Below are 25285 nucleotides of genomic sequence, written 5' to 3'. Positions count from 1 at the left end.
CCACCATGATCTTCTTTCGACTTTTGAGGCGGTGCTGGAGTTTATCCGGCGGTCTGTGTCCGAAGGGTTGATTGAGAACTGGGTTGGGCGGGAGCTGAAGGCGGCGGGCGGTCCGGGAGCGAAGAGCTTTGAGCTGGGGCCGACGATGGAGCAGGCACTTGGCGAGAATGCGGATTTGTCTGCGCCGTTCCATGGGTTGATGTTGCGTGCCGCGCCGGGAACTGATCCGGAGCTGCTGGTGGAGTGGGGCGAGACGTGCCTGCTGGCTTCAGAAGACCAGATTGCGGAGATTGAGATGAGCCGCAACCTGGGCGCTACGTTGGAGCGCGTGGATGCGATTGATGACTTGCTGCCGACGCCGGGCTGCATCCTGATGCGGGTGACGAATGAGGGTGAGTGGATTGCCGCGGGCAAGAAGCTTGTAGTGAAGTCGGCACGGCAAGAGATGCATGTGCCGGATTCTGTGACGCTGTTTGTGAAGCATCGCCCGCATGACGGCAAGGACGGTTGAGTATGCAGGAGCGAAGACAGGATACTTACCCGCTTCTGCGGCAGTTCAGAGAGTTTTATGTTGAGTTGAGCAGGTTGCGGCTGGTTGTGGAGAGCAGGCGGCCGGTGGATGCTACGCCTCGTTTTGCGCAGGCGCTGGCAGCGGCTACGGAGGCTGGGGCTGCTGTTGGCGGCAGTTCGGTTGTGGCTTCTACTGCTGTGGCTTCTATTGCGGTGGAGGAGCCGGAGGGGGATGACGTCATTCTGCATGTTTGGCAGGAGATGGCGAATTTTCTCGACCAGAAGATGTTCGAGACGAAGAACGCAGGCAGCTCGCTTACGCGCGACCTGATGAAAGAACTGGTATACGTGATGGCGGCGTTTGCGGATGAGACGTTTGTTTGTCTTGTGCAATGGACGGGGGCTGCGTACTGGCGCGAGCACTTGATGGAGCTGCGGTTGTTTCGTTCGCAGATTTCAGGGCAGATGATTTTCCGGCGCATCGATAATCTGCTGACGCGGCAGGATTATGAAGAAGAGCTGATTGCGGTGTACCTGATGGCGCTTTCGCTTGGGTTTCGAGGACGGTATCTGCGCCAGCCTGAGGTTGTGGATGGGTACCGGCAGAAGCTCTATGAGCGCATTGCGCTGATGAATCCGGAATTGAACGTGGAGAGCCCGCGTATTTTTCCAGAGGCTTACCGGCATACTGTTTCCGAGGGAGCGCCGGTGCGCTTGCCTGAGCCGTTCCGGTGGTGGATGGTGGTGGCGGGTGTTGTGGCGGTGTGGCTGATTGTCTCTACGTTTGCGTGGTTCTCACTTACGCGGTCCACGCGAGCCACGCTTGCGGGCACGCAAGAGGCGCTGAACCAGATTACGGGGAGGCAGGTATCGACGAAGGCGTCGCAGAGATGGAATGTTGTGCCTTTCATCGCGACGGGAGATGCGTTTCGTCTTGATTTGTCTTCGCAATTGCCGTTGGAAAAAGGCGAGTCCGGGAAGGCTGCGAGTGCCGTGGCGTTTTTGATTGCGGTTACAGGGCGGGGAGGAGCGAGTCCGGGACCGGAGGCTGCGGTGAAGGCGTGGCTTGCCAATGGGGTGATTGCCTTTCCGCCGAGCAGTGGTGGCGCGGCTACGAGGAATCGAACGGTTGCCGCGGTGGAGATGGTTTCGCCGCCGCCGAGCGGGATTACGCTGGGCGGAACGACGCTGCTGTTTTCCGTGCAGCCCGGTGTGGATACGAATGACCTTGCGGCACATCCTGAAATCATCTTTACGCTGGGCGATGCCCCGGAGGGAGTGGCGGCGGGAGAGATGGTGATGTATCTGCCGAACGAGTCTTTGGATGGCGTGGGAGGTGGGCAGCGATGAATACTGTGCTGCAACATCCCGGCTTGTTGCTCTGGTTCCTGATTGCTGGAGCGGTGGTTGTATGCGTGCTGATTGCTTTGGCGGTGTATCTTGCATGGCGCGCGTTGCGGAAGCCGGAGGAAAAGGATTCGCAGGGCGCGAAAGAGGACGCGGGCTCTTCTGTGTTTGCGGCATCGTCTGGAATGGAAGAGAGTTTCCGGCAGGCAATGCAGCGGTTGCGCGAGAGGATTCCGGGATGGAACTACCAGTATGCCGCGCCGTGGTATCTGCTGGTTGGTGAGCCGGGGTCGGGGAAGAGCACGGTTGCGGATGAGATTTCGGGGCTTAACTCGGAGTCTATTGGTGCGGGTTCTGGAGATGTGGCGCCGCGATGGCTGCTGCTGGATCATGCGGTGCTGATTGATTTGCCGGGGAAGGAGTTTGCCGGGGTGGAAGACGAAGTGGACGCGGCTTCTTCTTCGGCATTGCAGTTGTTGAGCGGCAAGAAGCCTGTGCGTGCTGCGGATGGATGGCGGAGTTTTCTGCAACTGGCGGCACACTACCGGCCACGGCAACCGCTGAATGGAATTGTGCTGACGGTTCCGGCGACGGAGCTGCTGGCGGCGGCGTCTGACCCTGATCATCAGAAGCGCACGAGCCGCCTTGCAGAGATTGGCAAGCGGTTGAACGAGGTGCAGTCGATTACGGGGCTTGCGCTGCCTGTGTATGTACTGGTGACGAAGTGCGATGCGGTGGAGGGATTTGGCAGTTATGCGCGCACGGTTGTGGGGCAAGAGATTGTACGTGCGATAACGCCGCATCTGCATACGGAAGAAGATGGGGATGAGCTTTTTGGCTGGTCGAATCCTTATTCTCTGGAGGCGGGATACTCGGCGGCGTGGGTTGATGAGGCTTTTGATGTTACCGAGGAGGCGCTGCTGCGGCGACAGCTTGAGATGCTGGCGGAGTGCAAGTCGGTGGAGCAGGCGGACGGCGTTTTTCTGTTTCCGTTTGGCGTGCGGCAGATGCGGGAGCCGCTGAAGGTGCTGCTTGAGCTGGTGTTTGGCAGTACGGCTTACCAGGACTCGCACCTGTTGCGCGGGATTTATTTTTCAGGTCGTGCGGCTGACAGCGCAATGGAACAGGCTGGCGCGGGAGCGCGGTCTTTACAGCTTGGCACGCGCTATCGTCCGCGAGTTTTGTTTGTGAAAGACCTGTTTGCGTTCAAGGTGTTTCCTGAGCGCTTTCTGGCTGCTCCGGTGGCGCGGAGAATTTTGCGCGGCAACCGTTCCGTGCTGCTGGCGAGAGTTGCAGCATGCGTGCTTGCGGTTGTTTTGTCGGTGTGGTTTTTCCATGAATGGCGACGGTTGCGGAATCTGCAGGCGAACACTATCAATCCGATTTTGTCTTCGCTTACGGATAGCTTGAATAACATTGCGCATAATCCCAATGCGGATGTTACGCCGGCGGTTGGCTTGTTCAGCACGCTGGGCGCGGCGCAGCAGGGGGATTATTTTTCGTGGGCGATGCCTTACTCGGTTTTCGACCTGGATGGGATGCGGCAGAGTGTGCGGCAGACTGTCGAGCGTACCTTTGAGGTTGTGATCCTGGCTTCGTGCCAGAAGGCGCTGGAGAAAAGAATTGAGTCGGCGATGTCGGCTCCTTATGTGCAGTCAGCTTCGATTGCTGCGGATTCTTTTCCGCTGGGGAATGCGTGGTCTGCCGAGCCGTCTTATCTTGCGCTGCGGCAATACCTGGACCAGTTGGAAGAGCTGAATGCGAACATTGACCGCTATGGCACGATCAGCGACTCCAAGTCAGGGAACTTTGCGCAACTGAATACGCTGCTGCGTTATCTTGGCGCGCGTGGTCTGCCGGATGGCGGGCGGTTTGCGCAGGACTCGCGCTACCAGAAGCTAGTGCTGAATGCTACGTGGAAGCCTCTTGAGGTCCCGGCTGGTTATGACGAGGCGACTTCCAATGTTGCGGAAGAATTGATTGATAGTTTTTACGATCACTGGATGGATGAGAATCCGCTGGAGAGCGAGCTGGCAAGTCTGACAGGGCCGCAAGGATTGCAGGCCTTGAGTGCTAACAAGGCGTCTTTATCGAACGAGCAACTGCGGGCTTTGAGCGTGGAGATTCATTCGATTGACAATCAATTGAATTCTGGAACGTACGACTGGATTGCGAATAGCTTTGATCGCGATGCTCTTCCAGCGCTGGGCACGCAACTGGATAAGATGCCGTTTGCGAGCGATGAATTTCTGGCCAAGGTTGAGGTGAAGGGCGCGGCCAAGCTGGCCGGGTTGCGCGAGGCGGTGGAGCGGACGGGCGTGGTGGATGTGAGCGATGAGCAGGTTCGGCTGGATGGCCAGGTTCGCACTGTCGCCGCGGTTCTGGATTCGCTGCTGAGCAACGACTTCATGGCGAATGAAGGCGTGAAGAGCGCGTCGTGCCGCGTGCTTCCGAGGGGGTATGTGTGGAACTCTTCGGAGCTGAATCGCGCGCTGCAACTGGAGGCAAGCCGCAACAAGATTGAGAGCCAACTGCTGCCTGCGCTTTCTGGGAAGTATCGCGCACAGATTGAGGCGATTGTGGATGACCGCGCTGCGAACGCGCTTGCGGCGCTGGTGGTGAATTCCGCAGTGCCGGGGGCGGGCGGTGCGGATAACGAGGTGACGTTGGAGAGCTCGCTGCAGAACTTTAACCAGTCGGCAGACCAGCTGAAGCAGATTGGGCAGGCTTTTGTTGCGCTGCATGCAGCGCCGATTGCTAGCTGTTTGAATCGCGCGCTGGTGAGCCAGGCGGAGTCGTTGCTGATGCAGGTGAATCAGCAGGCGCGGGATTTGTATGTGCATGCGGTGGCGAGCGATGACGGCACGAGTGGCGTGCCTGCTTCGCAATGGCTGTTTGGGCTTTCTTCTCCGGATGAACTGCAGGGGTATCTTGCGGCGGAGCGGCAGAAGGTGGAGACGCTGACGGCGGATGCGGCTCCGCTGGTGAAGGTGCTGCGGGCGCAGGGAGGGTACTCCAGCGTGCTGACGAAGTGGCGGAATATTTCGCAGGATGTGGAGGCGCTGCAGGCGAAGAAGCCGGATAACTCTATCCAGGCGCTGGAGGGGTTTGTCAGCACGAAGGTGGATGCGATTACTCCGGAGAATGAGTGCAAGGCTCCGGTGTTGTATGGATCGGCGGATTTGTTTCTTGGGATTCGAGCAGAGCTGGCGCGGCTGGTTGGCGAGCGATGCAGACGGACTGCGGTGGCTCGGTACAACATGATTGCGGCGAGCTTTAACGGCAAGCTGTCGGGGCGGTTTCCGTTTTCAACCGCGATGGATACGCGTGCGGGGGCGCAGGCTACGCCGGGGGATATTGCGGCGTTCTATCAAGCGGTGGACAGGGGTGGCGCGGGGTTGCTGGGAGTGCTTTCCAATACGGCTGAGTCGTTCGATGCGACGTTGTTTCTGCGCTCGATTGCGGCGGCTCGGCCGCTGGTGATGGGGACGGAGAAGTTGCCGGCTCCGGCACTTGGCGTGATGGTGCAGTTTCGTACGAATCGCAATCATGAGGTGCTGGGGGACCGGATTGCTTCATGGACGCTGCGGATTGGGAGCCAGAGTGTGGATTCGTCGAGTGCGCGGGGCGATGCGCCGCCGCTGGTGTGGCAACTGGGCGACCCTGTGACTCTGATTGTTAGGTATGCGAATAATTCACCGGAGGTTCCGGCGGCGGTGAATCCGTCGCGGGCGGCGAAGGTGAAGGACCGGACGGTTACGTATAGTTACAACGATCCCTGGGCGCTGTTGACGATGTTGCAGGATCACATGCCGAATGCTGCGCAGGCTTCGGGGCAGTATTTGTTGCGGATACCGAACCAGTATGCGGTTTCAGGCAGTCAGAATGCGCCTTCGGACACGATTGTTTATATGCAGATTGACCTTCTGCCTCCCGGAGCGAAGCCGGGCAGCCCGACTTTGCCGGTTCCGGTGTTCCCCGTAGAAGCGCCTGCGGCAGAGTTGAGAACAGCGCGGGGTGAGTAGAGATGAATCGTACGGCTGAAGTAACTTTGACGGATTTGGAACAACTGCTGGCTCCGATTTCTGCGGAGAGGCGGGCGGGGGAGTCGCTGCGCTATGAGGGGACGTATGACCTGGTGCGCGAGGCGAGGCGCGAAGATGACTCGCGGGTTCCACAGGGTGTTTGGCAGAGCGAGTTGAAGCAGGCGGACTGGCAGGCGGTGGAGTCGATTTGCGCCAAGGGGCTTGCTGAGCGTAGCAAGGACTTGCAACTTGCGGCGTGGCTGCTGGAGGCGTGGATTCAACTGGATGGATTTGCTGGTGCGGCGCGGGGAATTGAGCTGATTCGCGGGCTTTGCGAGGCGTACTGGCAGGATATGTATCCCGCGCTTGAGGAGGATTTGGCACCGCGGCTTGCGCCGGTTTACTGGGTGAATGAAAAGTTGGCGCGGAGGCTTCGTCTGGTGGCGTTAACGCAGCCTACGATCATTGGCGTTGCGGCGTATTCGCTAGCGGACTGGGATGTTGCGATGCGGAACTCGTCCAACACGAATGTGGGGGATGCGCCGACGCTGGCGAAGATTGAGCAGAGCGCGAATATTACTCCGTATGACTGGCTGGTAATGGTGCATGGGGATGCGGTTGCGACTGTGGAGAGAGTGCATGCGCTGGATGAGCTGCTGGATAAGCTGGCAGATGACCAGTCGCCGGGGTTGATACGGTTCCGCAGCGAGGCTGAGACTGCAAGCCAACTGCTTGAGGCGCTGCTGGACTCGGCGCGGGCGAGGATGCCTGTGCCAGAGCCTGAAGAGAGTGCTTCGCTTGTGATTTCGGAAGAGGGGTTTGCGGCTACTTCAACAGCCGAGGAGAGTGTGCCGTTGAAGGCGGAGGCTGCGCTGGAGCCGCTTTCCGTGAGCGGGATTCGCAGCAGGGCGGATGCGTATCGCTTGCTGGAGGAGATTGCGAAGTATCTTCATCGCACGGACCCGCACAGTCCTACGCCGTATCTGATTCGCCGAGCGGTTGCATGGGGGAATATGCACTTTAACGAGTTGCTGCCAGAGCTAGTGCGCAATCACGGAGAGTTGAGTGACATTGTGAAGCTGCTTGGGCTGGAGGTTTCTGCCGATGCAAAGCAGGGAGGATGAGCGTCGCGCACTGGTTTTGACGCATTAAGTTATTGAGGGCGGCAATTCACAAGGATTTTTGCGCAGTCGGCAAAACTTCTGCTATTATCCAATCCGCTCAACTGAACCAATTTCTTTTTCCTCAAATTTGCGAGTACGACAGATGAGGTGTGTTCAGGCTACGAGTATCCCTCCGAGCTCATGTCCTGATAGCGCTAAAGCAACCCAATCCCTTTAACGGATATTGAGGTCATACCATGTCAGAAAGCATTCAGCACAAACTTGATCGTGTGCGTTCTCCGCGTGTGCATATTACGTATGATGTGCAGATCGGCGACGCATTCGAAGTGAAGGAATTGCCGCTTGTTGTAGGTGTGTTGGCAGATCTTTCGGGGGAACTACCAGAAGGCAAGGTTTTGCCTAAGCTGCGCGACCGGCAGTTTGTCGAAGTTGACCGCGATTCGTTTCGCGATGTCCTGGTAAGCACTGGTCCCAGCGCGAGCTTCAAGGTGGATAACCTGTTGCGCGCTTCCAGCGATGGCGATTCGCAGAAGCTTAAAGTTGAGGTTGGGGCGGAAGCGAGCCCGAAGCTGGATAACTCCAAGCCGCTTGACTCCTTGCTGTCCAAGCTCATCAGTGAAGACCCGCTTTACATGTTTCATCCGCTGTGGATTATTCGGCATACGCCCGAGTTGAACACGCTGTATGAAGCACGTACCCGGTTGACCGACCTGCTGAACAAGCTGGATGGTAACGAGAAGCTTGGGGACGAGTTGAAGGCGGCGGTGAGCAGTCCGGATAAGCCCAAGGACCTTGTTCTCGACGCTTCGACCTATCCGCAGGTGAGCGAAGTGAAGCAGCTCTCTGAAGGGGCTTAAGCGAGCCAATCGACAGCGCAGGAAAAGATGGCGGTGACCAGTCTGCAAACTGGTTACGCATTTCCGCACATGTTCACCGAAGCCAATGCGGCAACGGCGTCCGCAAAGGGGCGCAAGGAGAATAGTCATGCCGAAGACTGCAGATAACAACAATGCAGAAAGCAACAACAATGAGGGATTTCTTGCCAAGATTGTGGCTCAGAGCGGGATGGTACGAACCGACACGAATGGGAAGTCGGGCGATGAGCTGAAACGGTTGCAGGTTCTCCAGGAAGAGAGACAGAAGGACGCGCAGAGCCTGGTGAAGGAGTTCCTTGAGCAGGTGTCGTTCGATCCGTACTACAAGGCGACTCTCAAGACGTGGTACGAGAGGCCGGATGACACGGTTGCGGAGAAGTTTCCGGGGCAGCCCGTGCTCAGCGAGAAGGTTCGCAAGGTGCTCGAAGGAGATTCGAGCGATGTGGTCGCTGCGATCAAGACGCGCATTGCGCAGATTGATGAGCTGATCCAGATTCAGCTTGATAAGGTTCTGCATGATCCCGAGTTTCAGAAGCTTGAGTCCTCATGGCGCGGGCTGCATTATCTCGTGGACAAGTCTGAGACGGGACAGAACCTGAAGATTCGCGTGTTGAATATCAGCCGGTCTGAACTGGTGAAGGATATCGAGACGGCTGTTGAGTTTGACCAGAGCGCGCTCTTCAAGAAGATTTACGAGGAAGAGTACGGCACGTATGGCGGCAATCCGTTCAGCGTGCTGATTGGGGATTTTGCTTTTGGGCGTGATCCGCAGGATGTGGCTACGCTCACGGGAATCTCTGGGATTGCGGCGGCTGCGCATGCGCCGTTTATTGCCGCAGCCAGCCCTGATCTCTTTGACTGGACGAGCTTCACGGAGCTGAACAAGCCGCGTGATCTTTCCAAGATTTTTGAGAGCTCGGAGATGATTAAGTGGCGCGCGTTTCGTGACAGTGAAGATTCGCGGTATGTGACACTCACTTTGCCTCGCGTGCTTGCGCGGTATCCTTATGGCCCGAAGACCAAGCCGATTGACGGGCTGAATTATGTGGAGAAGCTGAGTGGTGGCGAAGAGGACCACAACAACTTCCTGTGGGGCAATCCTGCTTACGCGATGGCTGCGCGCATTACGGATGCCTTCTCGAAGTACCACTGGTGCGCGGCTATTCGCGGTGCGGAAGGCGGCGGGCTTGTTGCGGATCTTCCTGTTTATACCTTCACCACGGAGAACGGCGATATTGCGGTAAAGGTGCCGACGGAGACGGCTATCACCGACCGGCGCGAGAAGGAGTTGAATGATCTCGGCTTCCTGGCGCTGTGCTATTGCAAGGGTACGGACTATGCGACGTTCTTTGGCGGGCAGACGACGAATAAGCCGAAGAAGTACAACCTGAGCGCCGCGAACCGTAACGCGAATATCTCTTCCATGCTGCCGTACATTCTTGCGTCTTCGCGCTTCGCACATTATCTGAAGGTGATGATGCGGGACAAGATCGGCACGTTCATGACGAAGGACAATGTGCAGCAGTACCTGAACTCGTGGATATCGCAGTATGTTTTGCTGACAGATGATGCGCCGCAATCCGTGAAGGCAAGGTATCCGCTGCGTGAGGCGCGTGTGGATGTTACGGAATCAGCGGACAAGGTAGGCGCTTACAAGGCGATTGCCTTCCTTAAACCGCACTTCCAACTGGATGAGTTGACGGTGTCACTGCGCCTGGTGGCGGAGTTGCCTCCGCCAGCCAAATAAGCGCTGCGAGTGACGGCTTCAAGACTGCAAACATTGCAACCAGAGATTATGGAGATTTCCCATGGACGTACTGATTCTTGACCTGAGCGCCGCGAGCATCAATGGCGAGTGCAACCTGACGGACTATACGAACATGATCGAGGTACTGTCTTACAGCCACGGTGTGGCGCAGCAGATTACCGGAGATCAGAGCAACACGAAGCGCACTTCCGGCAAGCCTAATCACCAGGATTTTACGATTACGAAGTATCAGGACCTTTCCAGTTGCTCGCTGATTGACTACTGCAACCAGGCGAAGAATATCCCTACTGCGAAGATCATCATTGGGCAGAACGATTCGGGCAAAGTCACCAAGATTTTTGTCTACGAGTTGACCAATGCGCTGGTTTCTTCCATCTCGGTGGGCGGGGGTGGGGGCGGCAAGCCCCAGGAGACGGTGACGTTCAACTACACGAAAATCTCCTGGAACTACGCAGCTCAGAAATCCGATGTAACCGATTCGGGGAATGCTTCGGCCACATGGAATCTCGCTACCAACGCGACAGCATAGTGCGCAATGGGGAACTGGTAGCAGGGCTTCCCGTCCCGCTCTTCGACCGGTTTGATGAAGAGCGGGATGACAGCCGGATGACCGATCCTTACCGTGTTCAGACGCTGCCGCTGCTGTTGGAGTCGATTCAGAAGGAAGTTGAAAACCTTTTGAATACGCGGCTTCCACCTCGACACTTTGCCGGGTCGAGTTGGGAGCCGCTTTCCAAACCGCAGACAGTTCTGGATTATGGGCTGCCGGATTTTGCGCATTTGTCGGCAGGGAATCCGCTGGATGCGGGGAGTTTGGCTTTGGCTATCTCCGAGAAGATTGCGGCGTTTGAGCCGCGGCTGCAGAATCCGGTGCTTGAGTTGCATGGCGCGCCGGATGAGCCGTCGCGCATGATTGGGATTCTTCGCGGTTCGGTGCAGCTTGCCAATGTCAGCCATCCGGTTAGTTTTCCGGTCAATCTTGGTCAGAGCGATGGGGCGCTGATTGGGGCGGGGGAGATGGCTGGTTAGAGGCATGCTGCGCGTCGCATTGCGGTGACACGGCTCGTATGAGCCACGACGCTGTTTATCAAGAAGACAGGTTGTATGCAGGTTGACGAAGATTTTTTGCGCTACTATCTCGACGAGCTGAATTATCTGCGCGATGCGGGGCGCGGGTTTGCGCAGGAGCACAGCAAGATTGCTTCGCGGCTTGAGATGCAGCATGGAGAGACGGCCGATCCGCATGTGGAGCGGTTGATTGAGTCGTTTGCGTTTTTGACTGCGCGGTTGCAGCGGCAGATGCACGGGGAGTTTCCGACGATTACGACGGGGCTGCTGGGGGCGCTTTATCCGCAACTGGTGCAGCCGCTGCCGCCGATGGGGATTGCGTGCTTTGATGTGGGCGGAACGATTAAGGGGCTGACGGATGGTTTTCACATCCGCCGCGGTACGCCGCTTTTTGCGCAGGATTCCGCGGGGCTGGCCTGCAGGTTTCGCACCTGTTATGACACGACGCTGTGGCCGGTTACGGTGACGGAAGCAATTTTTGAGCCTTCGGATTATCACCACATTCATGAGGGCGCGGCGGTGCTGCGGATTCGGCTGCGAGGCGATAAGGACCTGCTGAAGAAGCAGGAGTTTTTGCCGAGCCTGCGGTTCTTTCTTGATGGGCCGTTGTCGTTGACGGGTGCGCTTTACGAGCTTTTGTTTGCGAATACCGTGGATGTTCTGCTGGCGGATAACAGTGACCGTCCACCGGTGCGGCTGGGGATGCGGGCGCTGAAGAAGGTGGGGTTTGCAGCGGAGGAAGATGTGCTTCCGTATCCGCCGCAGGCTTTGCCGGGGTACAGGCTGGTGCAGGAGTATTTTAACTTTCCGCGCAAGTTTTTGTTCTTTGATGTGGAGCAACTTTCGCGAAGGAGTTGCGCGGCGGGTGTGGGAGATGCGCCGTTGGATTACCTGGACATTCTGTTTGTGCTGGATGCGCTGCCGCGGCCTGAGCCGATGATTCATGCGCGGAATTTTCGGCTGGGATGCACGCCGATTATCAATCTTTTTCAGAAGACGTCAGAGCCTATTCGCGTTGATCATACGCAACTGGAGTACAGGCTGGTTGCGGATATGCGGCGTGAGACGACGACGGAGATTCATACGATTCTTTCGGTGTCGGCATCGGCGAATCCAGCAGAGCCGTCGCGTCAGTATGTGCCGTTTTATTCGTTTCGTCATGGGAGCGCGGGGGCTTCCGGGCAGGCGTTCTGGCTGGCGCGACGCGTGGCTGCGGAGAGACGGGATTTGCGCGGCACGGATATGTACTTATCGTTTGTTGATCTGGGGTTGAATCCGGCGATGCCGTCGGATAGCGCGGTGTTTGCGCATGCGCTGTGTACGAATCGCTGGCTGGCGGCGCAGTTGCCGGACCGCGCGGAGTTGAATATTGAGAATGCTACGCCGGTGCTTCGCATCTCTTGCCTGGGGAAGCCGACGTTACCGGTGTATCCTCCGTTGGGCGGGAAGTCGCTGTGGCGGCTGGTTTCAAGCTTGTCGCTGAATTTTATGTCGCTGTCAGAAGAGGCGCAGGGGCTGGAGGCGTTTCAGGAGATACTTCGGCTTTATGCCTTTAGCGCGGATGCAGCGGCGGAGCAGGAGATTGCGGGCATTAGCGGGATGCAGGTGCGCAAGGTGATGCGCAGGTTTGGGCCTGATGCATGGCGAGGGTTTCGACGGGGCAATGAGATTACGTTGAGCTTTGATCCGATACGGTACAAGGGCGGCAGCGCGCTTTTGCTGGCGGCTGTGCTGCGGCATTTTCTTGGGCTGTATGCGTCGGTTAATACGTTTACGCAAGTGATTGCGAAGCGCTCCACGGTGGATGGCGTGTGGAAGCGTTGGGAGCCGATGGTAGGCGCGCAGGAGGTTCTATGAGCTCTGCTGCGATGGAAGATGGCGTGGAGGCTACGTGCGATCTTCGCTGGGGAATGGGGGCTTCCGCAGAGGAGCGGTTGCGAGCGCGGTCCAGCGCATTCAGCTTTTATCAGGCTGTGCGGTTGTTGGCGATTCTACATGGCGATGGTTCGGATGATGTTCCGGTGCGCTTTCGTTCGCGGATGAGCTTTTCGTTTCCTGCGTCGGATGTTGACCATGTTGAGTTGCAAGATGAGGACGTTGACCCGGTTGTTGTGGTGAATTTTCTGATGCTGGCTGGTGCGCATGGACCGCTGCCCGCGGTTTATACGCAGCAGTTGGTGCGGGAGCAGAAGGGCGCGCTGCGGGATTTTCTGGATATCTTTCATCACCGGCTGGTTCTGCTGGCGTATCGCATTCATGCGTTGCATCATCCGGAGTTGACGAGTGTTGCGCCGTCGCGGGGAGTAGCGGCGAATTTTCTTTTTGCGTTGTTTGGGCTGGACCGCGAGCCGGATTCGGAGTTGCGCAACCGGCTTGCGGTGCCGGATAGAGCGCTGCTGGATTACAGTGGATTGCTTGCGCACGGGCTGCGCTCTTCTGCTGGATTGGAGCGGTTGATTGCGGATTATTTTGGCGTGGATGTGCGCGTGGAAGAGTTTGCGGGGGCGTGGCTGGACCTGAGTGAAGACCAATGGACGCACATTGGCGGGAGGCGCGGCAAGAATCAGACTTTGGGGGATGGGGCGGTTCTTGGCAGGCGCGTGTGGGACCAGCATGCGGGTGTGGTGATTGTGCTGGGGCCGATGAGCCTGAAGGACTATGTGAGTTTCTTGCCGGATGGGGATGCTTACAGGCAGCTTCACGATTTGGTGCGCTTCTATCTGAGAGATGAGTTCGATTTTTCGTTTCGCTTGATTCTGCGCGAGGACGAGACGCCTGCGGCTAGTTCTGGTGCTCCCGTGCAGACGAATGCGCGGGCTGCGGTGCTGGGGCGGCTGGCGTGGTTGCAGGCGGGGCGATTGAATGGCGATGGGAACAAGGCCGCGTTGGCTGAGGATGGGGTGCAGTAACGATGGGTGCGTTTGTACAGGCCGCGCTGGGTGTGCAGATCACCACTCCTTTTGGTGCGAACAAGCTGCTGATGCGGAGTTTTCGTGGAGAAGAGGGGATTAGCGAGCTGTTTCGATACAACCTGGAGTTGTATTCGGAGGATGCTTCGCTGGATTTTTCGCAGATTGTGGGGAAGTCTGCCACGTTGCAGATTCAGCTTTCCAATGGAAGCTTTCGTTATGTGAATGGGATTGTGGGACGGTTTGTGCAGGCGGGGAGAGATAAACGCTTCATTACGTATCTTGTGGAACTGCACCCGTGGCTGTGGCTGCTGACGATGAATACGAGCTGCCGCATCTTTCAGAACAAGTCCGGGATGGACATTATTAAGCAGGTTTTTTCGGATTTGGGGTTCATGGATTTTAACGATAAGACTACGGCGACTTCTCCGGTGCGCGAGTATTGCGTGCAGTACCGCGAAAGCGCGTTTGATTTTGTGAGCAGGATTATGGAGGAGGAGGGGATTGCGTACTACTTTACGCATGACGACTCAAAGCACACGTTGACGCTGGTGGATGACAGCAATTCATGGGGCACATGTGCGGGGCTGACGGCGGCGCGATACACGGGCGCGGGGCCGAGCTATGGCGCGGATGATACGGTCATGGATTGCTCCATGGAGCAGGCGGTTGCGGTGGGGCAGTACAAGGCGGATGACTTCAACTTTACGATTCCTGCTACGCAGTTGCTGGCGACGGCGAGTGGGAGCGAGGCGAAGCCGATTGTTTATGACTATCCGGGGCTGTATGCGACGCAGAGTGATGGCGAGACGATTGCGAGCAGACGCCTTGCCGCGCTGAGAACGGAAGCGAAGGTGATTCGCGGGACGAGTCTTTGCAGGTCATTCTTTGCGGGGGCAAAGTTTAGTTTGTCCGGGCATTACAGGGCGGACCTGAATGCCAGCTATGTGATTCGCCGTGTGAGTTTGCATGGCAACCAGGAGGAATACACCAACTCGTTTGAGGCGTTTCCTTCAGATGCGGAGTTCAGACCGCCGCAAGCTACGCCGCGTCCGGTGATTGCGGGGACGCAGACGGCGACGGTGGTTGGGAAGGCGGGGGAAGAGATTTGGACGGACCAGTATGGGCGCGTGGTGGTGCAGTTTCACTGGGACCAGGATGGCACAAACGATGAGAAGAGCTCCTGCTGGATTCGCGTGGCGCAGGGATGGGCGGGCAATGCGTGGGGAAGCATGTTTTTGCCGCGTATTGGACAGGAGGTGGTGGTCAGTTTTCTGGAAGGGAATCCTGACAGGCCGTTGATTACCGGCTGCGTTTACAACGCGCAGCAGGTGGTTCCTTATACGCTTCCCGATGACCAGACGAAGAGCACGATTAAGACGAACTCCTCCAAGGGGGGCGCGGGGTTTAACGAGCTGCGCTTTGAGGATAAGGCGGGGGCAGAGGAAGTGTTTTTGCAGGCGCAGAAGGATTTGAATGTGTCGGTGCTGAACAACTCCAGCCTTACGGTTACGGGGACGCGCACGCTGAACGTTACGGGCAACGAGACGCATACGAACAAGGCGGACTATACGGCGACGACTTCCGGGAATTTTACTTCGACGGTTTCAGGGAATTTCACGCTGAAGGTGGATGGGAACCTGGTGATTGAGTCGAGCGGTTCGGTGAGCATCAAGTCGGGAACGGATTTTACGAATCAGGCTGGCACGTCGCTGACGAATAAGGCGGGAACGGATATGACGAATGATGCGGGAGTGAGCCTGACGAACAAGGCGGCTGCTTCGCAAACAGTGGACGGCGGGGGAATGCTGACCGTCAAGGGCGGGATGGTCAAGATTAATTGAGCTGACGAGGTGAGATATGGCATTGCAGGTTTGTATGGGGGCCGTGATGGCGTGTAGCTTTGGCGCGGCACCTTCCTCGCTGGTGGTGCTGCCGGAAAACCGCACGCTTACCGGTACGCCTGCGGCGAACATTATGGATTCCAAGCCGCTTGTGAACATTCCGCCATTTGGTGTGTGTTCTTCACTGGCGAATCCAACGGTTGCGGCGGCAACGGCGGCGGCGCTGGGTGTGTTGACGCCGATGCCTTGTGTTCCGGTGACGGCTGCGCCGTGGGCTCCGGGGGCTCCGACGGTGCTGATTGGGAATATGCCTGCGCTTGATTCGAGTTCCAAACTGATGTGCAACTGGGGCGGTGTGATTCAGATTACGAGCCCTGGGCAGACTACTGTGGAGGTTCCATGAGTGACGTGTTGACGGTGCAACTGAGCCGCACTCGCGCTGTTGTGATTTTGGGATGCCTGCTGCTGGCGGGGGCGTTTCTGTTTTTGACGGGGACTGTGGGAGGATTGCTGGCGGCGTCGAGGTCTGCGCTTTTGAGTGGAACGGTGGGTGGTGGATTGCAGGCTTCCAGTGCGCGGCCATGCAGGGAGTCTGCGCCACCTGCTCAATCTTCTGAGCCGGTGGATGCGTCGAATGCCAAGGCTGCTGGTTCGTCGCAGGTTGCTGCGGCTGTTCCGGCGGTGGCTTCTGCGCCTGCGCAGGCTGTCGCTCCGGTTGCTGCTCCGGCTTTGGCGGAGGCGAATGCTCCTGCCGCTGCGTCAGATTCCGCGAAACCGGGTGCTTCCAGTTCGGTTCCCGGCCCGGCTCCTGATGTGGCTGCAGCATCCACTAGCGTGGATACCGTTCCGCTGGCGGTGAAGGTTTGTTCCTTTGCCAGCAAGGAGAGCGCGGAAAACATGGTGAAGTCGCTGGCCGTGGCGGGCTTTCACGCATCGATGATTCATTCCACAGGTGCGTATGGGAAGTCGTGGTATGTGGTGCGGCTGGGGCCGTTTACTTCATGGAACGATGCGTCGGCGGTTGCAACGCAGTTGGCGGTTGCACAGAATGTGCGGCCCATGATTGGCCCGGCGCGCTAGGGTGGGCGAAGGGCCGGTATGGCTGTACGAGCGCCGGTTTGGGGTGTTCGGTTTTTGGCTGGGTGTGGCGGCCTTTTAGAACCTGATCGTAAGGAAAGAACTGCTCCATCGGAAGGCCGGATTGGACTGCATGGTCAGGGTCAGGGCGGTAGTTGCCGCTGCCGTTGCTCCACCATTCCAAGCGTCCGTTATTGAAGAAGGCTTCCCCGGCGTAGAGCACGGGTTTGCCCTGGGCAATGACGGGGTGGCGGTAGCGCTGGTGCAGGAGTGTTGAGCCGTCCAGTGTGGTGACGAAGATGAAGCGGGCGTTGGGGACGTAGTGGCCGTGCTCGCGGCCACGGCTCATGCGGTAGTGCTCCGCGAAGTTGCGCAGCGTAAATATCTCGCTGCGATCTACGGGAAGCGCAGCGGCCGGGTTCAGGTTGGGATAGATTTTCGGCTGGCCGTTTGGTCCCATGAGCAATACTCGATTGGACGGTAACTAAGCACTGATTATAGAACGCAAGTGCGTTTCGTAATCAGTGGGCAGCGCGATAGCTGGCTGCGGCTGTGCCGTTTTGATACGGGAAGTGCTGGCTGATGTATCACTGCCTTCCGCCTTTGCTGAGGCGGAAGGCAGTGAGGGATTATGCAAGCTCGACTTCGATGGTTTTGGATGCGGGGTCGAGCTTGGTGATTTTGAAGGTGCGTATCTGGCCTGATTGCAGCGGTTCAGGTTGGTTGGTGGCAGCAGGGGCTGCTCCCTTCCAACGGGCTTGCAGCATGGAGGTTAAGGACGATAGGTCGGCCTTGGCGGGCGCTGCCGGTGTGACTGCGCTGGCGGAGGGTGCGGCTGACGCGGTGCAGGCGGCGCGGATGCCTTCACCTAGCTCGATGATGGCTGGAGACTCCGTGACGACGCGGCCAGAGACTTTATCACCTACCGCGTGCTCGGCAATGTACTCGTCGAGGCCGGTGGGGATGAGTTGCTTCATGCTGAGCTTGATCTGGCGCTTGGTGGAGTCGATGGCCAGCACTTGCGCTTGCACGGTTTGGCCGGTGTGGAGCACTTCCGATGGGTGGTTGAGGCGGCGGTCGGCGACGATTTCGCTGATGTGGACGAGGCCTTCCACGCCTTCCGCGATTTGCACGAATGCGCCAAAGGCCATGAGCTTGGTGACGGGGCCTTCAACCTGCGCGCCAACGGGGAATTTCTGCGCGACTTCTGCCCATGGGTCGGTGAGTGTCTGCTTGAGGCCGAGCGAGATGCGGCGCTGTTCGGGCTGGATGGAAAGGATGATGCCATCGACGCGCTCGCCGGGTTTTACGATGTCGCTGGCTACGCGGACCTTTTTACCCCAGGACATTTCGGAGACGTGGATGAGGCCTTCGATGCCCGGTTCCAGTTCGACGAATGCGCCGAAGTCGGTGACACGCGTGACGGGGCCGCTGATGCGCTGGCCGGTCTGATAGCGCTCGGTGACGGTTTCCCATGGCTCGGGCTGAAGTTGTTTCAGGCCGAGGGAGATTTTGCGGGTGTCGGGGTCGATTTTGAGGATTTTGACTTCGAGTTTCTGGCCGACGGTGAGCACGTCTTCGGGCTTGGTGATGCGTGTCCATGCGATGTCGCTGACGTGCAGAAGGCCGTCGAGACCGCCGAGGTCGAGGAATGCGCCGTAGGGCATGAGCGTGCGTACGGTGCCGGTGACAGTATCGCCTTCATTGAGCGCGGCGTAGCGGCCTTCGGCTTCAATGCGCGTCTGCTCTTCGAGAACTACGCGGCGGTCTACGACTACATCTTCGTCGGCGACGTCGAGCTTGGTGATGCGGCAGGTGATTTGCTGGCCAACCAGGGTTTCGAGTGCGGCGGCATCGTGGGTGCCGCTGCGGCTGGCGGGCATAAAGGCTCGAACGCCGATATCGACGGTGGCTCCGCCTTTGACTACGCCTGTGACGGTGCCTGCGACCGCGAGCTTTTGCGCGAAGGCTTCTTCGAGAGAGGACCAGTCTTTCGGCTGTGCGACCTTGAAGCGCGAGAGCTTGTAGTAGCCTTCCTCGTTGCGGCCTGTGATGGAGACGGGATAGGTCTGGCCGGGCGCTACATCCGCTGCGTTGTTGTCAAAGGCCGAGCGGGGAAGTGCGCCTTCAATTTTGTAGCCGATGTCGAGAAAGACCTGATCCGCGGAGACGGAGATTACCGTTCCCTGAAGCTGTTGCGGGCCGGCTTGCGGCGAGCGTGCGTGGGACTTTTCAAATTGCGCGAGCAGGTCGCCGAAGTTTTCCGTGGGTTCGGCTGCGGGCTCGGGGGTGACTTCGGGAAGGGGCTGATTTTCGGGTGTAAGTTCGTGGCTCATGGCGAATATGTTTTATTGTTTCACGGCTTCGCCGGGGAGTCATGCGGGGTGGGCTTAAAACGGGAGCGGGCTCTCAACTTTCGTTGAGAGCCCGCTCTTGTGTATGTGTGACAGGGCCGGTTTTATTTGCCTACGGGAACTGCGGCGGCTTGTTCGAGCCCGAAGGCCCGGGCGAGCACGTCCGTGTATTTGTTGCCTGTGCCGGTGTTGAAGAGTACGACGCGGTCGGAGGGGGTGAGGAATCCGGTTTCGATGAGGTGGTCGTATGCGGCGGTGGAAGCAGCGCCTTCTGGCGAGAGCAGGATGCCCTCATGGGATGCCCAATCGCGCAGGGAGGCGAGCAGTTTTTCGTCGCTGAGGGCAACGGCTGTGCCGCCTGATTTGCGTACGTCATCGAGGACGATGTAGTCGCCATAGGGCTTGGGAACGCGGAGGCCAGCGGCAAAGGTTGCGGCGTTCTTGAAGACTTCGCTTGTTTCGGCGCCTTCTTCGTAAGCCTTGGCGATGGGGGCGCATCCGGCTGCCTGTACGGCAATCATCTTGGGACGCTTGCCCTTGACCCAGCCGAGTTCTTCCATCTCTTCAAAGGCTTTCCACATACCGATGAGGCCTACGCCGCCGCCGGTGGGATAAAAGACGGCATCGGGGTATTCCCAGCCGAGCTGTTCGACGAGTTCGTAGCCCATAGTCTTTTTGCCTTCGACGCGGAAGGGCTCTTTGAGGGTGGAGAGGTCGAACCAGCCTTCGGCCTGCTTTCTTTCAGCGACGATGCGGCCGCAGTCGGAGATGAGACCGTCCACGAGCGTGACGTGCGCTCCGTGCGCGGCGCACTCTACTTGATTCGCGAGGGGCACGTCTTTGGGCATGAAGATGTGCGCTTCGATGCCGGCGGCTGCGGCGTAGGCTGCGACGGCTCCGCCGGCGTTGCCCGCGGAGGGGACTGCAACTTTCTTGACGCCGTAAGAGCGGAGCATGCTGATGGCCATGGAGAGGCCGCGCGCTTTGAAGGTGCCGGTGGGGTTGGCTCCTTCTTCCTTGAGGAAGACGTTTGCATAGCGGCGGCTGGGAAGCATGGGCGTCCAGCCTTCGGCGAGCGTTACCGGGTCAACGGGCGGCAGCACGTTATGATAGCGCCACATTCCGGGGCGGTTGCTTTTGCCGATTGCGTCGCGTGCTTCGAGGCCCTTGATGCTGGAAAAGTTATAGCGCACGTATAGCGTTCCGGCACATTTTTCGCACACTGTGGGAACGGGAGCGGGGGCAAAAGTGGCGTGGCAGCGGGAACATTCAAGGTGAGCGATTTGTGTTGTCTGCATTGAGTAAAGCGGTCCTATGCCTCAGGGGGCTGATGGCTGGTTCTGAAATTCGACAAATAGAAAAGAAGCGAAACGGGGAGATACCCACCCTTATTGATTATGACAGGGTGGGTATCAGGAATGCGTGGCGAATTGAGGCTACTTCTCTTCATTATGAGAGTTTGCCTGCTTGTCCGATGCAGGGAAGGCCACTTCTTCCGTTGAGGTGGAAGTGGTTCCGTAGCGCGGGTTGATGTAGTGTTCGAGGAAGGCGAGTTCCTTGTGCCAGGCATCGAGACGATGCGCGGGCTGTGAGAAGCCGTGCAGTTCATTGGGATAGGTGAAGTAGAAGACGGTTTTGTGGTTGGCTCGGAGGGCTTTGACGAACTCTGCTGAGTTGGCCGGTGGGACTTGCGGGTCGTCTTCGCCGTGCAGCACCAGGAGCGGCGTCTTGACCTTTTCGACCTGCAAGAGCACGTTGGCGCGCTTGTAGACTTCGGGCTTTTCATTCGGCGAGCCGCCCATCTTCATCATCCAGCGGATGGAGGAGCTGGGGTTGGTGCGCTGCACGAAGAGGTCGCGGTCTACTACGCCGTACATCTCAATTGCAGCGGCGAAGAGCTCGGGATAGTGAACGACCATGTAGGCCGTCATGGTGCCGCCGTGGCTTCCGCCGCCGATGGCGAGGCGTGCCGGGTCGGCGAGGCCCTTTGCTACGAGGGACTGCGCGCCGGTGGCTACGTCATCGACCTCGCCGCCGTTGGAGTCCTCGACGTTGAGATTGCGGAAGGCTTCGCCGTAGCCGGTGCTGCCGCGATAGTTTGGCTCGAGTACGAGATAGCCGGATTGCGCGAGGAACTGCGCCCATCCATCGGTGCGGTAAACGTCCTGACCTTCCGGGCCGCCGTGTACCCAGACTACGAGCGGGAGCTTTGCGCCGGGCTTGGTGTTCTTCGGTTTGTAGAGCAGGCCGGAGATTGTTTTGCCATCTTTTGATTGCCATGTAATGCGCTCGGGTATCTGCGCGGAGGCTTCATAGTTCTTCGACGTGGTGTGCGAGATTTGCTTCGGCGGCGCGGAAGAGCCTAACTCCGTGACGAAGAGGTCTGAGCTTTCGAGCGGAGACTGGCGGTTGAAGTAAACCAATTTGGAGTCGGGAGAGAACTGTGGGTCGGAGACGATGCCGGGGATGTCGAACTTTACGACTTGGTGCGCTTCGCCGCCTTGTGCAGGGATGCTCCAGATGTTGGTGGCTTCGGCGAGGCCGCGGTTGGAGAGGAAGACGATGCTCTTGCCGTCTGGTGAGAAGCGGGGCGCTTCATCCTCAAAGTCGCCGTTGGTGATTTGTTTTGGCTCGCCGCCTTTGGGGGAGAGCAGATAGAGATGGTTCCAGCCGGAGTTTTGCAGCACGGTGACGAGCTGCTGGCCGTCCGGCGACCACTCCGCGCCACGAATGGACCATCCACCGCCGCGGTCAATGGGTGAGGTGTAGAGCGTGGTTGGCTCGCCGGTGCGCTGGCCGGAGTTGGCGTCGAAGTGAATGATATTTAAGCGTCCGCTAAAGTATTCTTTGGAGCGCGTGACGTAGACGATAGCGTCGCCGCTGGGAGACCAGTGGCCTTCTCCGGCTTCATCGTGGGGGCCGGTGAGGAAGTTTGTTGATTCTCCATCCGAGGAAACGACGAGCAGGCTGTTGACGCCGCGACGGCCACTCTGGAAGAGAATCCAGCGGCCTTTCGGAGACCATTGCGGTCCGCGGTCGGTGGCTTGGCGTGGGTCTCCGCCGCCTGCGGGGGCATTGGTCAAGCGGTGTGGCGCACCACCTGCAGCGGAGACGACCCAGATGCTGCCCTGGCTGACGAAGGCGAGTTGTTTGCTATCGGGTGACCATGCGAGGCCGGACTTGCCGCCCTGCGTGCTGGTGAGCGTAACGGGCCATCCGCCTTCTGCGGGGAGCAGTTCGATTTGCCCGTTGCGTGTGAGCGCGAATGTTTTGCCGTCAGGCGAGAGTTCGGCGGCGCCGAGGCCTCCGGGAGCAAGAATATCCTGCAGCGTGAGGCGAACTCCGTTTTGCGCAAAGGCTGAAGTTGCAGGCGATGTGGGAAGCAGCAGCGCGGGCAGGGCTAAGGCATACAGCAAGCGACGTAGTGGTGGCATGAGCTTGTTATCCTCGAAAATTCGGATTAACTTTCTGAGATTTGTGTATTGCGGATGCTTGCCGGCGGACAAGGAGCGGCTCGATGGATGAGCGCTTCTTGTCCGCCTGATTGCTAGAAGTGATAACGCAAACCGATTTGAGCCGAGCGCGGCAACTGGACGTTCTGCAGTTCGCCGAAGGTCTTGGATGCGGAGTTGTTGCCGTTTACGAATTGCTGTGCTGCGCCGTTGTTGGTGACATTGTAGATGTTCAGGTCGGCTTCAATGCTTTGCCGTTCTGAGATGCGGAATTCGCGGCCTGCAAGGACGTTCCACTGCAGGAGCCACGGGCACCAGATTTGGCCTGTGCCGCGGTCCTTGTAGGCGAAGCGGTAGGTTGTGGCCAGAGGGTTGGAAACCGTGCGGCCATTGATCTTCAAGGTTGCGGGGCCGTACTGGCCATCATAGGGAGTGCCGAGGGCCGCGAGCGTGGTGATGACCGGGCCGCCGGGTGTTCCGGATTGCGCAGTGAATGTGGTGGAGAGGCGCAGCTTGTAGGGGGCGCGCCATGTTACGCCGGTTCGCGCCTGGTTGCGCTGCCACATGCGGTTACGCGTGTCGCCGGTCCAGTCATTGGTGACATTGCCACGAACGGAACCGATGCCCGCGTTGTTGTTGAACTTGGTGGGTTCGATGATGGCGCTTGGGTCGTTCGGCTGCCATGTTCCGGCAAGGTGGTCTGGCGAGTAGGTATATGTGCTGAACAACTGGAGCCTGGAAGTCTGCTTGCTTACGGAGACTTCAATACCCTGATAGACGAACCAGTTCCACTTGTTGTTGGTTATGTAGTAGGTGTTGTTGAGCGTCGGGTTGTTGAGGCCGCTCCAGGTGGTGTTGCCACTCGCGTCGGTGGTGTAGATCTGGTTGGTGTCGTACTGCGCGGGGCGGTCGCGGTATTCACGGTCAATGTAGCTTACGTCTACTGTGACTTCGCCTTTGAACTGGCCGCGATAGCCTACGAGCCATTCGCGCACATAGCCCTGGTGGCGATGCGGGTCGAAGGTTTTGCCGAGGAAGCTGGATGTGCTGCCGGGCGTGGTGATGGGCGTTCCGAAGACAGAGCCGTCGGGGTTGTAGTAGGTGTCAGTCGAGGTGACGGTGCTGGTGGCGGCGGTGCCGAGATAACTGGCGTTAGTGATGTCGGTGATGCGTGTCCAACTGGCGCGGACTACGTTGCGCTGGTTGCTGGTGAGAACATACGCGCCGCCGACGCGGGGAGCCCAGTTCCATGAGTGCTGCGTTGTTACCTTGAACTGCGCATCGCGACCGGAGATCCAGTCAGGACGCAGGCCGGCGGTGATGGAGAGGCGAGGGAAGGGATGCCAGCGGTCCTGAATGTACCAGGCATAGTCGTTGGCTCCAATGTAGCTCGACAGGAAGCTGCTTGTTCCGTTGACAGAGCGTGTGTGGAAGACGGTGTAGCCCTGTGTGGGGTCGTTGGGGTTGTTGAGCGCGGCGTCTTCCTGCACGATGCCGCCGTTGTTGGCGTAATAGGTGGTGACGCGGCTTAGCTCATGCGGCTGAAGATAGAAGCCTGCTGCGATTTCATGCGCGCCGAGTGCCTTGGGGATGTAGAGTGCTACGTCGCCGGTGATGGATTCTTTCTGCGCGGGGTTGAGGGAGACGGAGGCAAGGTTGTTTAGCGTGGCAAGTGAAGAGCCCTGACCGACGAGGCTTCCGGCGGATTGGGTGTAGGTGAGGTAGACGTCTTCCTCTGGCTTTGCGCCTACGCCGCCGATTGCGCCGAGGCTGCTGTTGGCTCCCTTGTTGTTATAGGAGACGAGGAAGCGCGTGCTGATGCGCGGCGTCCACTGCGAGATGAGGCGCAGGCCATACGCACCGCCGCCGTACTGGCTCTTTCCTATGTCCTGCGTGTACCACTGATAGTTCGCGTCCTGCTTGCGGCTGTCATATTGCACGATGCCCATGAGGCGGTGGCGCGTGCCGAGTTGGATGGAACTGTTGCCTAGGAAGACGAAGCCGCGCGACTGGTTGGGGAAGGGGCTGAAGGGAGAGTAAATCTGCTTGAGGTATGCAGTTTGCTCGGCGGTCTGGCTGATGCCGTCGTCGCGATGAATATAACGGCCAGAGAAGAAGAACCATGCGCGGTCTTTCTTGATGGGGCCGCCGACGGAGAAGTCAGGTTGCTCGCTGGCAGATGCGGCGGCATTGCCATTGGGCACGTTGTTGCCGTTCCATGAGGCTGGGCCGAGGAGGTAGTAGACGGAGCCGTGGAATTTGTCTGCGCCTACGGGGCTGGCGAGATTGATGACCATGCCCATGGCGGCAGGGGAGGCGGCGTCGTTTGCGCCGGTCTTGATTTGCAGGTCTCCCAATGACTCATTGGCGATGGAGATGGTGTTGGAGGGCCAGTTCTGCTCGAAGCTGCCGATGTCCATGCCGTCGAGTAGCGTGGCGTGGTTCTCGTTTTCCGAGCCGCGCAGGAAGTAGGTCTGTCCGCCTTCGGCGTCGCTGGATGCGGAGATGATGCCGGGCGTTACCTGCAGCGAGTCTGACCAGTCATGACGACCAGTGACGGGAATGTTACGCAGCAGTTCGCCGCTGAGGTTGGTGGATTGCTCGGCGCTTTGCGTGTCGATGAGCGGCGCGTCGCCAGAGACTTTTACGGTCTCGCCTGTGGAGCCAATCTTGAGCGCGATGTCTACGGTGACGTTGAGGCCGGCGCGGACGATGAGTCCGGTGCGCTCGAATTTTTCAAAGCCGGAGACCTCTGCCTCTACGGTGTAGTCGGTGCCTGGAGGAAGATTCGTGAGGTGGTAGTTGCCTTCGGCATCGCTGACGGCTTTGAATATGCCGCCTACAGAGGTGCTGTGCGCAACGATGTTGACGTTGGCGACAACGGCGCCGGTGGTATCCGCTACGTGCCCGTGGATGGTGCCGTCGGCTGTGG

The 25285-nt window shown here is 58.6% G+C and carries 18 protein-coding genes; 13 read left to right on the top strand and 5 right to left on the bottom strand.

What is annotated here, in order from left to right:
• From AC5S3R_RS19555 to AC5S3R_RS19495, 13 genes are all read left to right on the top strand, one after another.
• The coding region (locus tag AC5S3R_RS19555) for a hypothetical protein (protein WP_494268873.1) at positions 1 to 511 on the top strand (511 nt) is incomplete at its 5' end.
• Between the two features lie 2 nt (positions 512 to 513).
• Positions 514 to 1860: a DotU family type IV/VI secretion system protein gene (locus tag AC5S3R_RS19550; RefSeq protein WP_494268872.1), complete on the top strand. Its 1347-nt coding sequence runs from the start codon at positions 514 to 516 to the stop codon at positions 1858 to 1860.
• Positions 1857 to 5882, top strand: a complete 4026-nt coding sequence (locus tag AC5S3R_RS19545) for a type VI secretion protein IcmF/TssM N-terminal domain-containing protein (protein WP_494268871.1) — start codon at positions 1857 to 1859, stop codon at positions 5880 to 5882. Before AC5S3R_RS19550 ends, AC5S3R_RS19545 begins: the two co-directional genes overlap by 4 nt.
• A 2-nt stretch (positions 5883 to 5884) precedes the next feature.
• Positions 5885 to 7006: a type VI secretion system protein TssA gene (gene tssA, locus AC5S3R_RS19540; RefSeq protein WP_494268870.1), complete on the top strand. Its 1122-nt coding sequence runs from the start codon at positions 5885 to 5887 to the stop codon at positions 7004 to 7006.
• Between the two features lie 236 nt (positions 7007 to 7242).
• Positions 7243 to 7863: a type VI secretion system contractile sheath small subunit gene (locus AC5S3R_RS19535; protein WP_494268869.1), complete on the top strand. Its 621-nt coding sequence runs from the start codon at positions 7243 to 7245 to the stop codon at positions 7861 to 7863.
• Between the two features lie 127 nt (positions 7864 to 7990).
• Complete coding sequence (gene tssC, locus AC5S3R_RS19530; RefSeq protein ID WP_494268868.1) at positions 7991 to 9628, top strand: type VI secretion system contractile sheath large subunit; 1638 nt, start codon at positions 7991 to 7993, stop codon at positions 9626 to 9628.
• Between the two features lie 61 nt (positions 9629 to 9689).
• The gene (locus tag AC5S3R_RS19525) at positions 9690 to 10178 is read left to right on the top strand and encodes an Hcp family type VI secretion system effector (RefSeq protein ID WP_494268867.1); all 489 of its coding nucleotides are present in this window, start codon (positions 9690 to 9692) and stop codon (positions 10176 to 10178) included.
• Positions 10148 to 10678, top strand: a complete 531-nt coding sequence (tssE, locus tag AC5S3R_RS19520) for a type VI secretion system baseplate subunit TssE (RefSeq protein ID WP_494268866.1) — start codon at positions 10148 to 10150, stop codon at positions 10676 to 10678. Before AC5S3R_RS19525 ends, tssE begins: the two co-directional genes overlap by 31 nt.
• Before the next feature lie 75 nt (positions 10679 to 10753).
• Positions 10754 to 12574 (top strand): type VI secretion system baseplate subunit TssF, encoded by a 1821-nt coding sequence (gene tssF / locus AC5S3R_RS19515; RefSeq protein WP_494268865.1) that lies wholly within the window; start codon positions 10754 to 10756, stop codon positions 12572 to 12574.
• Positions 12571 to 13626 carry a type VI secretion system baseplate subunit TssG gene (gene tssG, locus AC5S3R_RS19510; protein WP_494268864.1) on the top strand — a complete coding sequence of 352 codons (1056 nt, stop codon included), beginning with the start codon at positions 12571 to 12573 and terminating at the stop codon, positions 13624 to 13626. Before tssF ends, tssG begins: the two co-directional genes overlap by 4 nt.
• 2 nt (positions 13627 to 13628) lie before the next feature.
• Positions 13629 to 15470, top strand: a complete 1842-nt coding sequence (locus tag AC5S3R_RS19505; protein WP_494268863.1) for a type VI secretion system Vgr family protein — start codon at positions 13629 to 13631, stop codon at positions 15468 to 15470.
• Between the two features lie 16 nt (positions 15471 to 15486).
• Positions 15487 to 15873 carry a DUF4280 domain-containing protein gene (locus AC5S3R_RS19500; RefSeq protein ID WP_494268862.1) on the top strand — a complete coding sequence of 129 codons (387 nt, stop codon included), beginning with the start codon at positions 15487 to 15489 and terminating at the stop codon, positions 15871 to 15873.
• Positions 15870 to 16550 (top strand): SPOR domain-containing protein, encoded by a 681-nt coding sequence (locus AC5S3R_RS19495; protein ID WP_494268861.1) that lies wholly within the window; start codon positions 15870 to 15872, stop codon positions 16548 to 16550. Before AC5S3R_RS19500 ends, AC5S3R_RS19495 begins: the two co-directional genes overlap by 4 nt.
• Here AC5S3R_RS19495 and AC5S3R_RS19490 read toward each other — a convergent pair.
• From AC5S3R_RS19490 to AC5S3R_RS19470, 5 genes are all read right to left on the bottom strand, one after another.
• On the bottom strand, positions 16465 to 17007 hold the full coding sequence (locus AC5S3R_RS19490) for a hypothetical protein (RefSeq protein WP_494268860.1): 543 nt from the start codon (positions 17005 to 17007) through the stop codon (positions 16465 to 16467). The genes AC5S3R_RS19495 and AC5S3R_RS19490 overlap by 86 nt on opposite strands.
• Positions 17008 to 17176: 169 nt before the next feature.
• Entirely contained in the window at positions 17177 to 18883 is a 1707-nt protein-coding gene (locus tag AC5S3R_RS19485; protein WP_494268859.1) for a S1 RNA-binding domain-containing protein, read from the bottom strand.
• 122 nt (positions 18884 to 19005) lie between these two features.
• Positions 19006 to 20199 (bottom strand): threonine synthase, encoded by a 1194-nt coding sequence (locus tag AC5S3R_RS19480; RefSeq protein ID WP_494268858.1) that lies wholly within the window; start codon positions 20197 to 20199, stop codon positions 19006 to 19008.
• A 138-nt stretch (positions 20200 to 20337) separates the two neighbouring features.
• On the bottom strand, positions 20338 to 22335 hold the full coding sequence (locus tag AC5S3R_RS19475) for a S9 family peptidase (protein ID WP_494268857.1): 1998 nt from the start codon (positions 22333 to 22335) through the stop codon (positions 20338 to 20340).
• 113 nt (positions 22336 to 22448) lie between these two features.
• The coding region (locus tag AC5S3R_RS19470) for an outer membrane beta-barrel protein (RefSeq protein ID WP_494268856.1) at positions 22449 to 25285 on the bottom strand (2837 nt) is incomplete at its 5' end.

Source organism: Occallatibacter sp. FHG110214_02 (assembly GCF_059115385.1).
This window is presented reverse-complemented; position numbering and strand designations above follow the sequence as displayed.

Excerpts from the sequence above, each read along its gene's own strand:
- AC5S3R_RS19550 (WP_494268872.1), top strand. The coding sequence starts at position 514 with ATGCAGGAGCGAAGACAGGATACTTACCCGCTTCTGCGGCAGTTCAGA.
- AC5S3R_RS19545 (WP_494268871.1), top strand. The coding sequence starts at position 1,857 with ATGAATACTGTGCTGCAACATCCCGGCTTGTTGCTCTGGTTCCTGATT.
- tssA (WP_494268870.1), top strand. The coding sequence starts at position 5,885 with ATGAATCGTACGGCTGAAGTAACTTTGACGGATTTGGAACAACTGCTG.
- AC5S3R_RS19535 (WP_494268869.1), top strand. The coding sequence starts at position 7,243 with ATGTCAGAAAGCATTCAGCACAAACTTGATCGTGTGCGTTCTCCGCGT.
- tssC (WP_494268868.1), top strand. The coding sequence starts at position 7,991 with ATGCCGAAGACTGCAGATAACAACAATGCAGAAAGCAACAACAATGAG.
- AC5S3R_RS19525 (WP_494268867.1), top strand. The coding sequence starts at position 9,690 with ATGGACGTACTGATTCTTGACCTGAGCGCCGCGAGCATCAATGGCGAG.
- tssE (WP_494268866.1), top strand. The coding sequence starts at position 10,148 with ATGGAATCTCGCTACCAACGCGACAGCATAGTGCGCAATGGGGAACTG.
- tssF (WP_494268865.1), top strand. The coding sequence starts at position 10,754 with ATGCAGGTTGACGAAGATTTTTTGCGCTACTATCTCGACGAGCTGAAT.
- tssG (WP_494268864.1), top strand. The coding sequence starts at position 12,571 with ATGAGCTCTGCTGCGATGGAAGATGGCGTGGAGGCTACGTGCGATCTT.
- AC5S3R_RS19505 (WP_494268863.1), top strand. The coding sequence starts at position 13,629 with ATGGGTGCGTTTGTACAGGCCGCGCTGGGTGTGCAGATCACCACTCCT.
- AC5S3R_RS19500 (WP_494268862.1), top strand. The coding sequence starts at position 15,487 with ATGGCATTGCAGGTTTGTATGGGGGCCGTGATGGCGTGTAGCTTTGGC.
- AC5S3R_RS19495 (WP_494268861.1), top strand. The coding sequence starts at position 15,870 with ATGAGTGACGTGTTGACGGTGCAACTGAGCCGCACTCGCGCTGTTGTG.
- AC5S3R_RS19490 (WP_494268860.1), bottom strand. The coding sequence starts at position 17,007 with ATGGGACCAAACGGCCAGCCGAAAATCTATCCCAACCTGAACCCGGCC.
- AC5S3R_RS19485 (WP_494268859.1), bottom strand. The coding sequence starts at position 18,883 with ATGAGCCACGAACTTACACCCGAAAATCAGCCCCTTCCCGAAGTCACC.
- AC5S3R_RS19480 (WP_494268858.1), bottom strand. The coding sequence starts at position 20,199 with ATGCAGACAACACAAATCGCTCACCTTGAATGTTCCCGCTGCCACGCC.
- AC5S3R_RS19475 (WP_494268857.1), bottom strand. The coding sequence starts at position 22,335 with ATGCCACCACTACGTCGCTTGCTGTATGCCTTAGCCCTGCCCGCGCTG.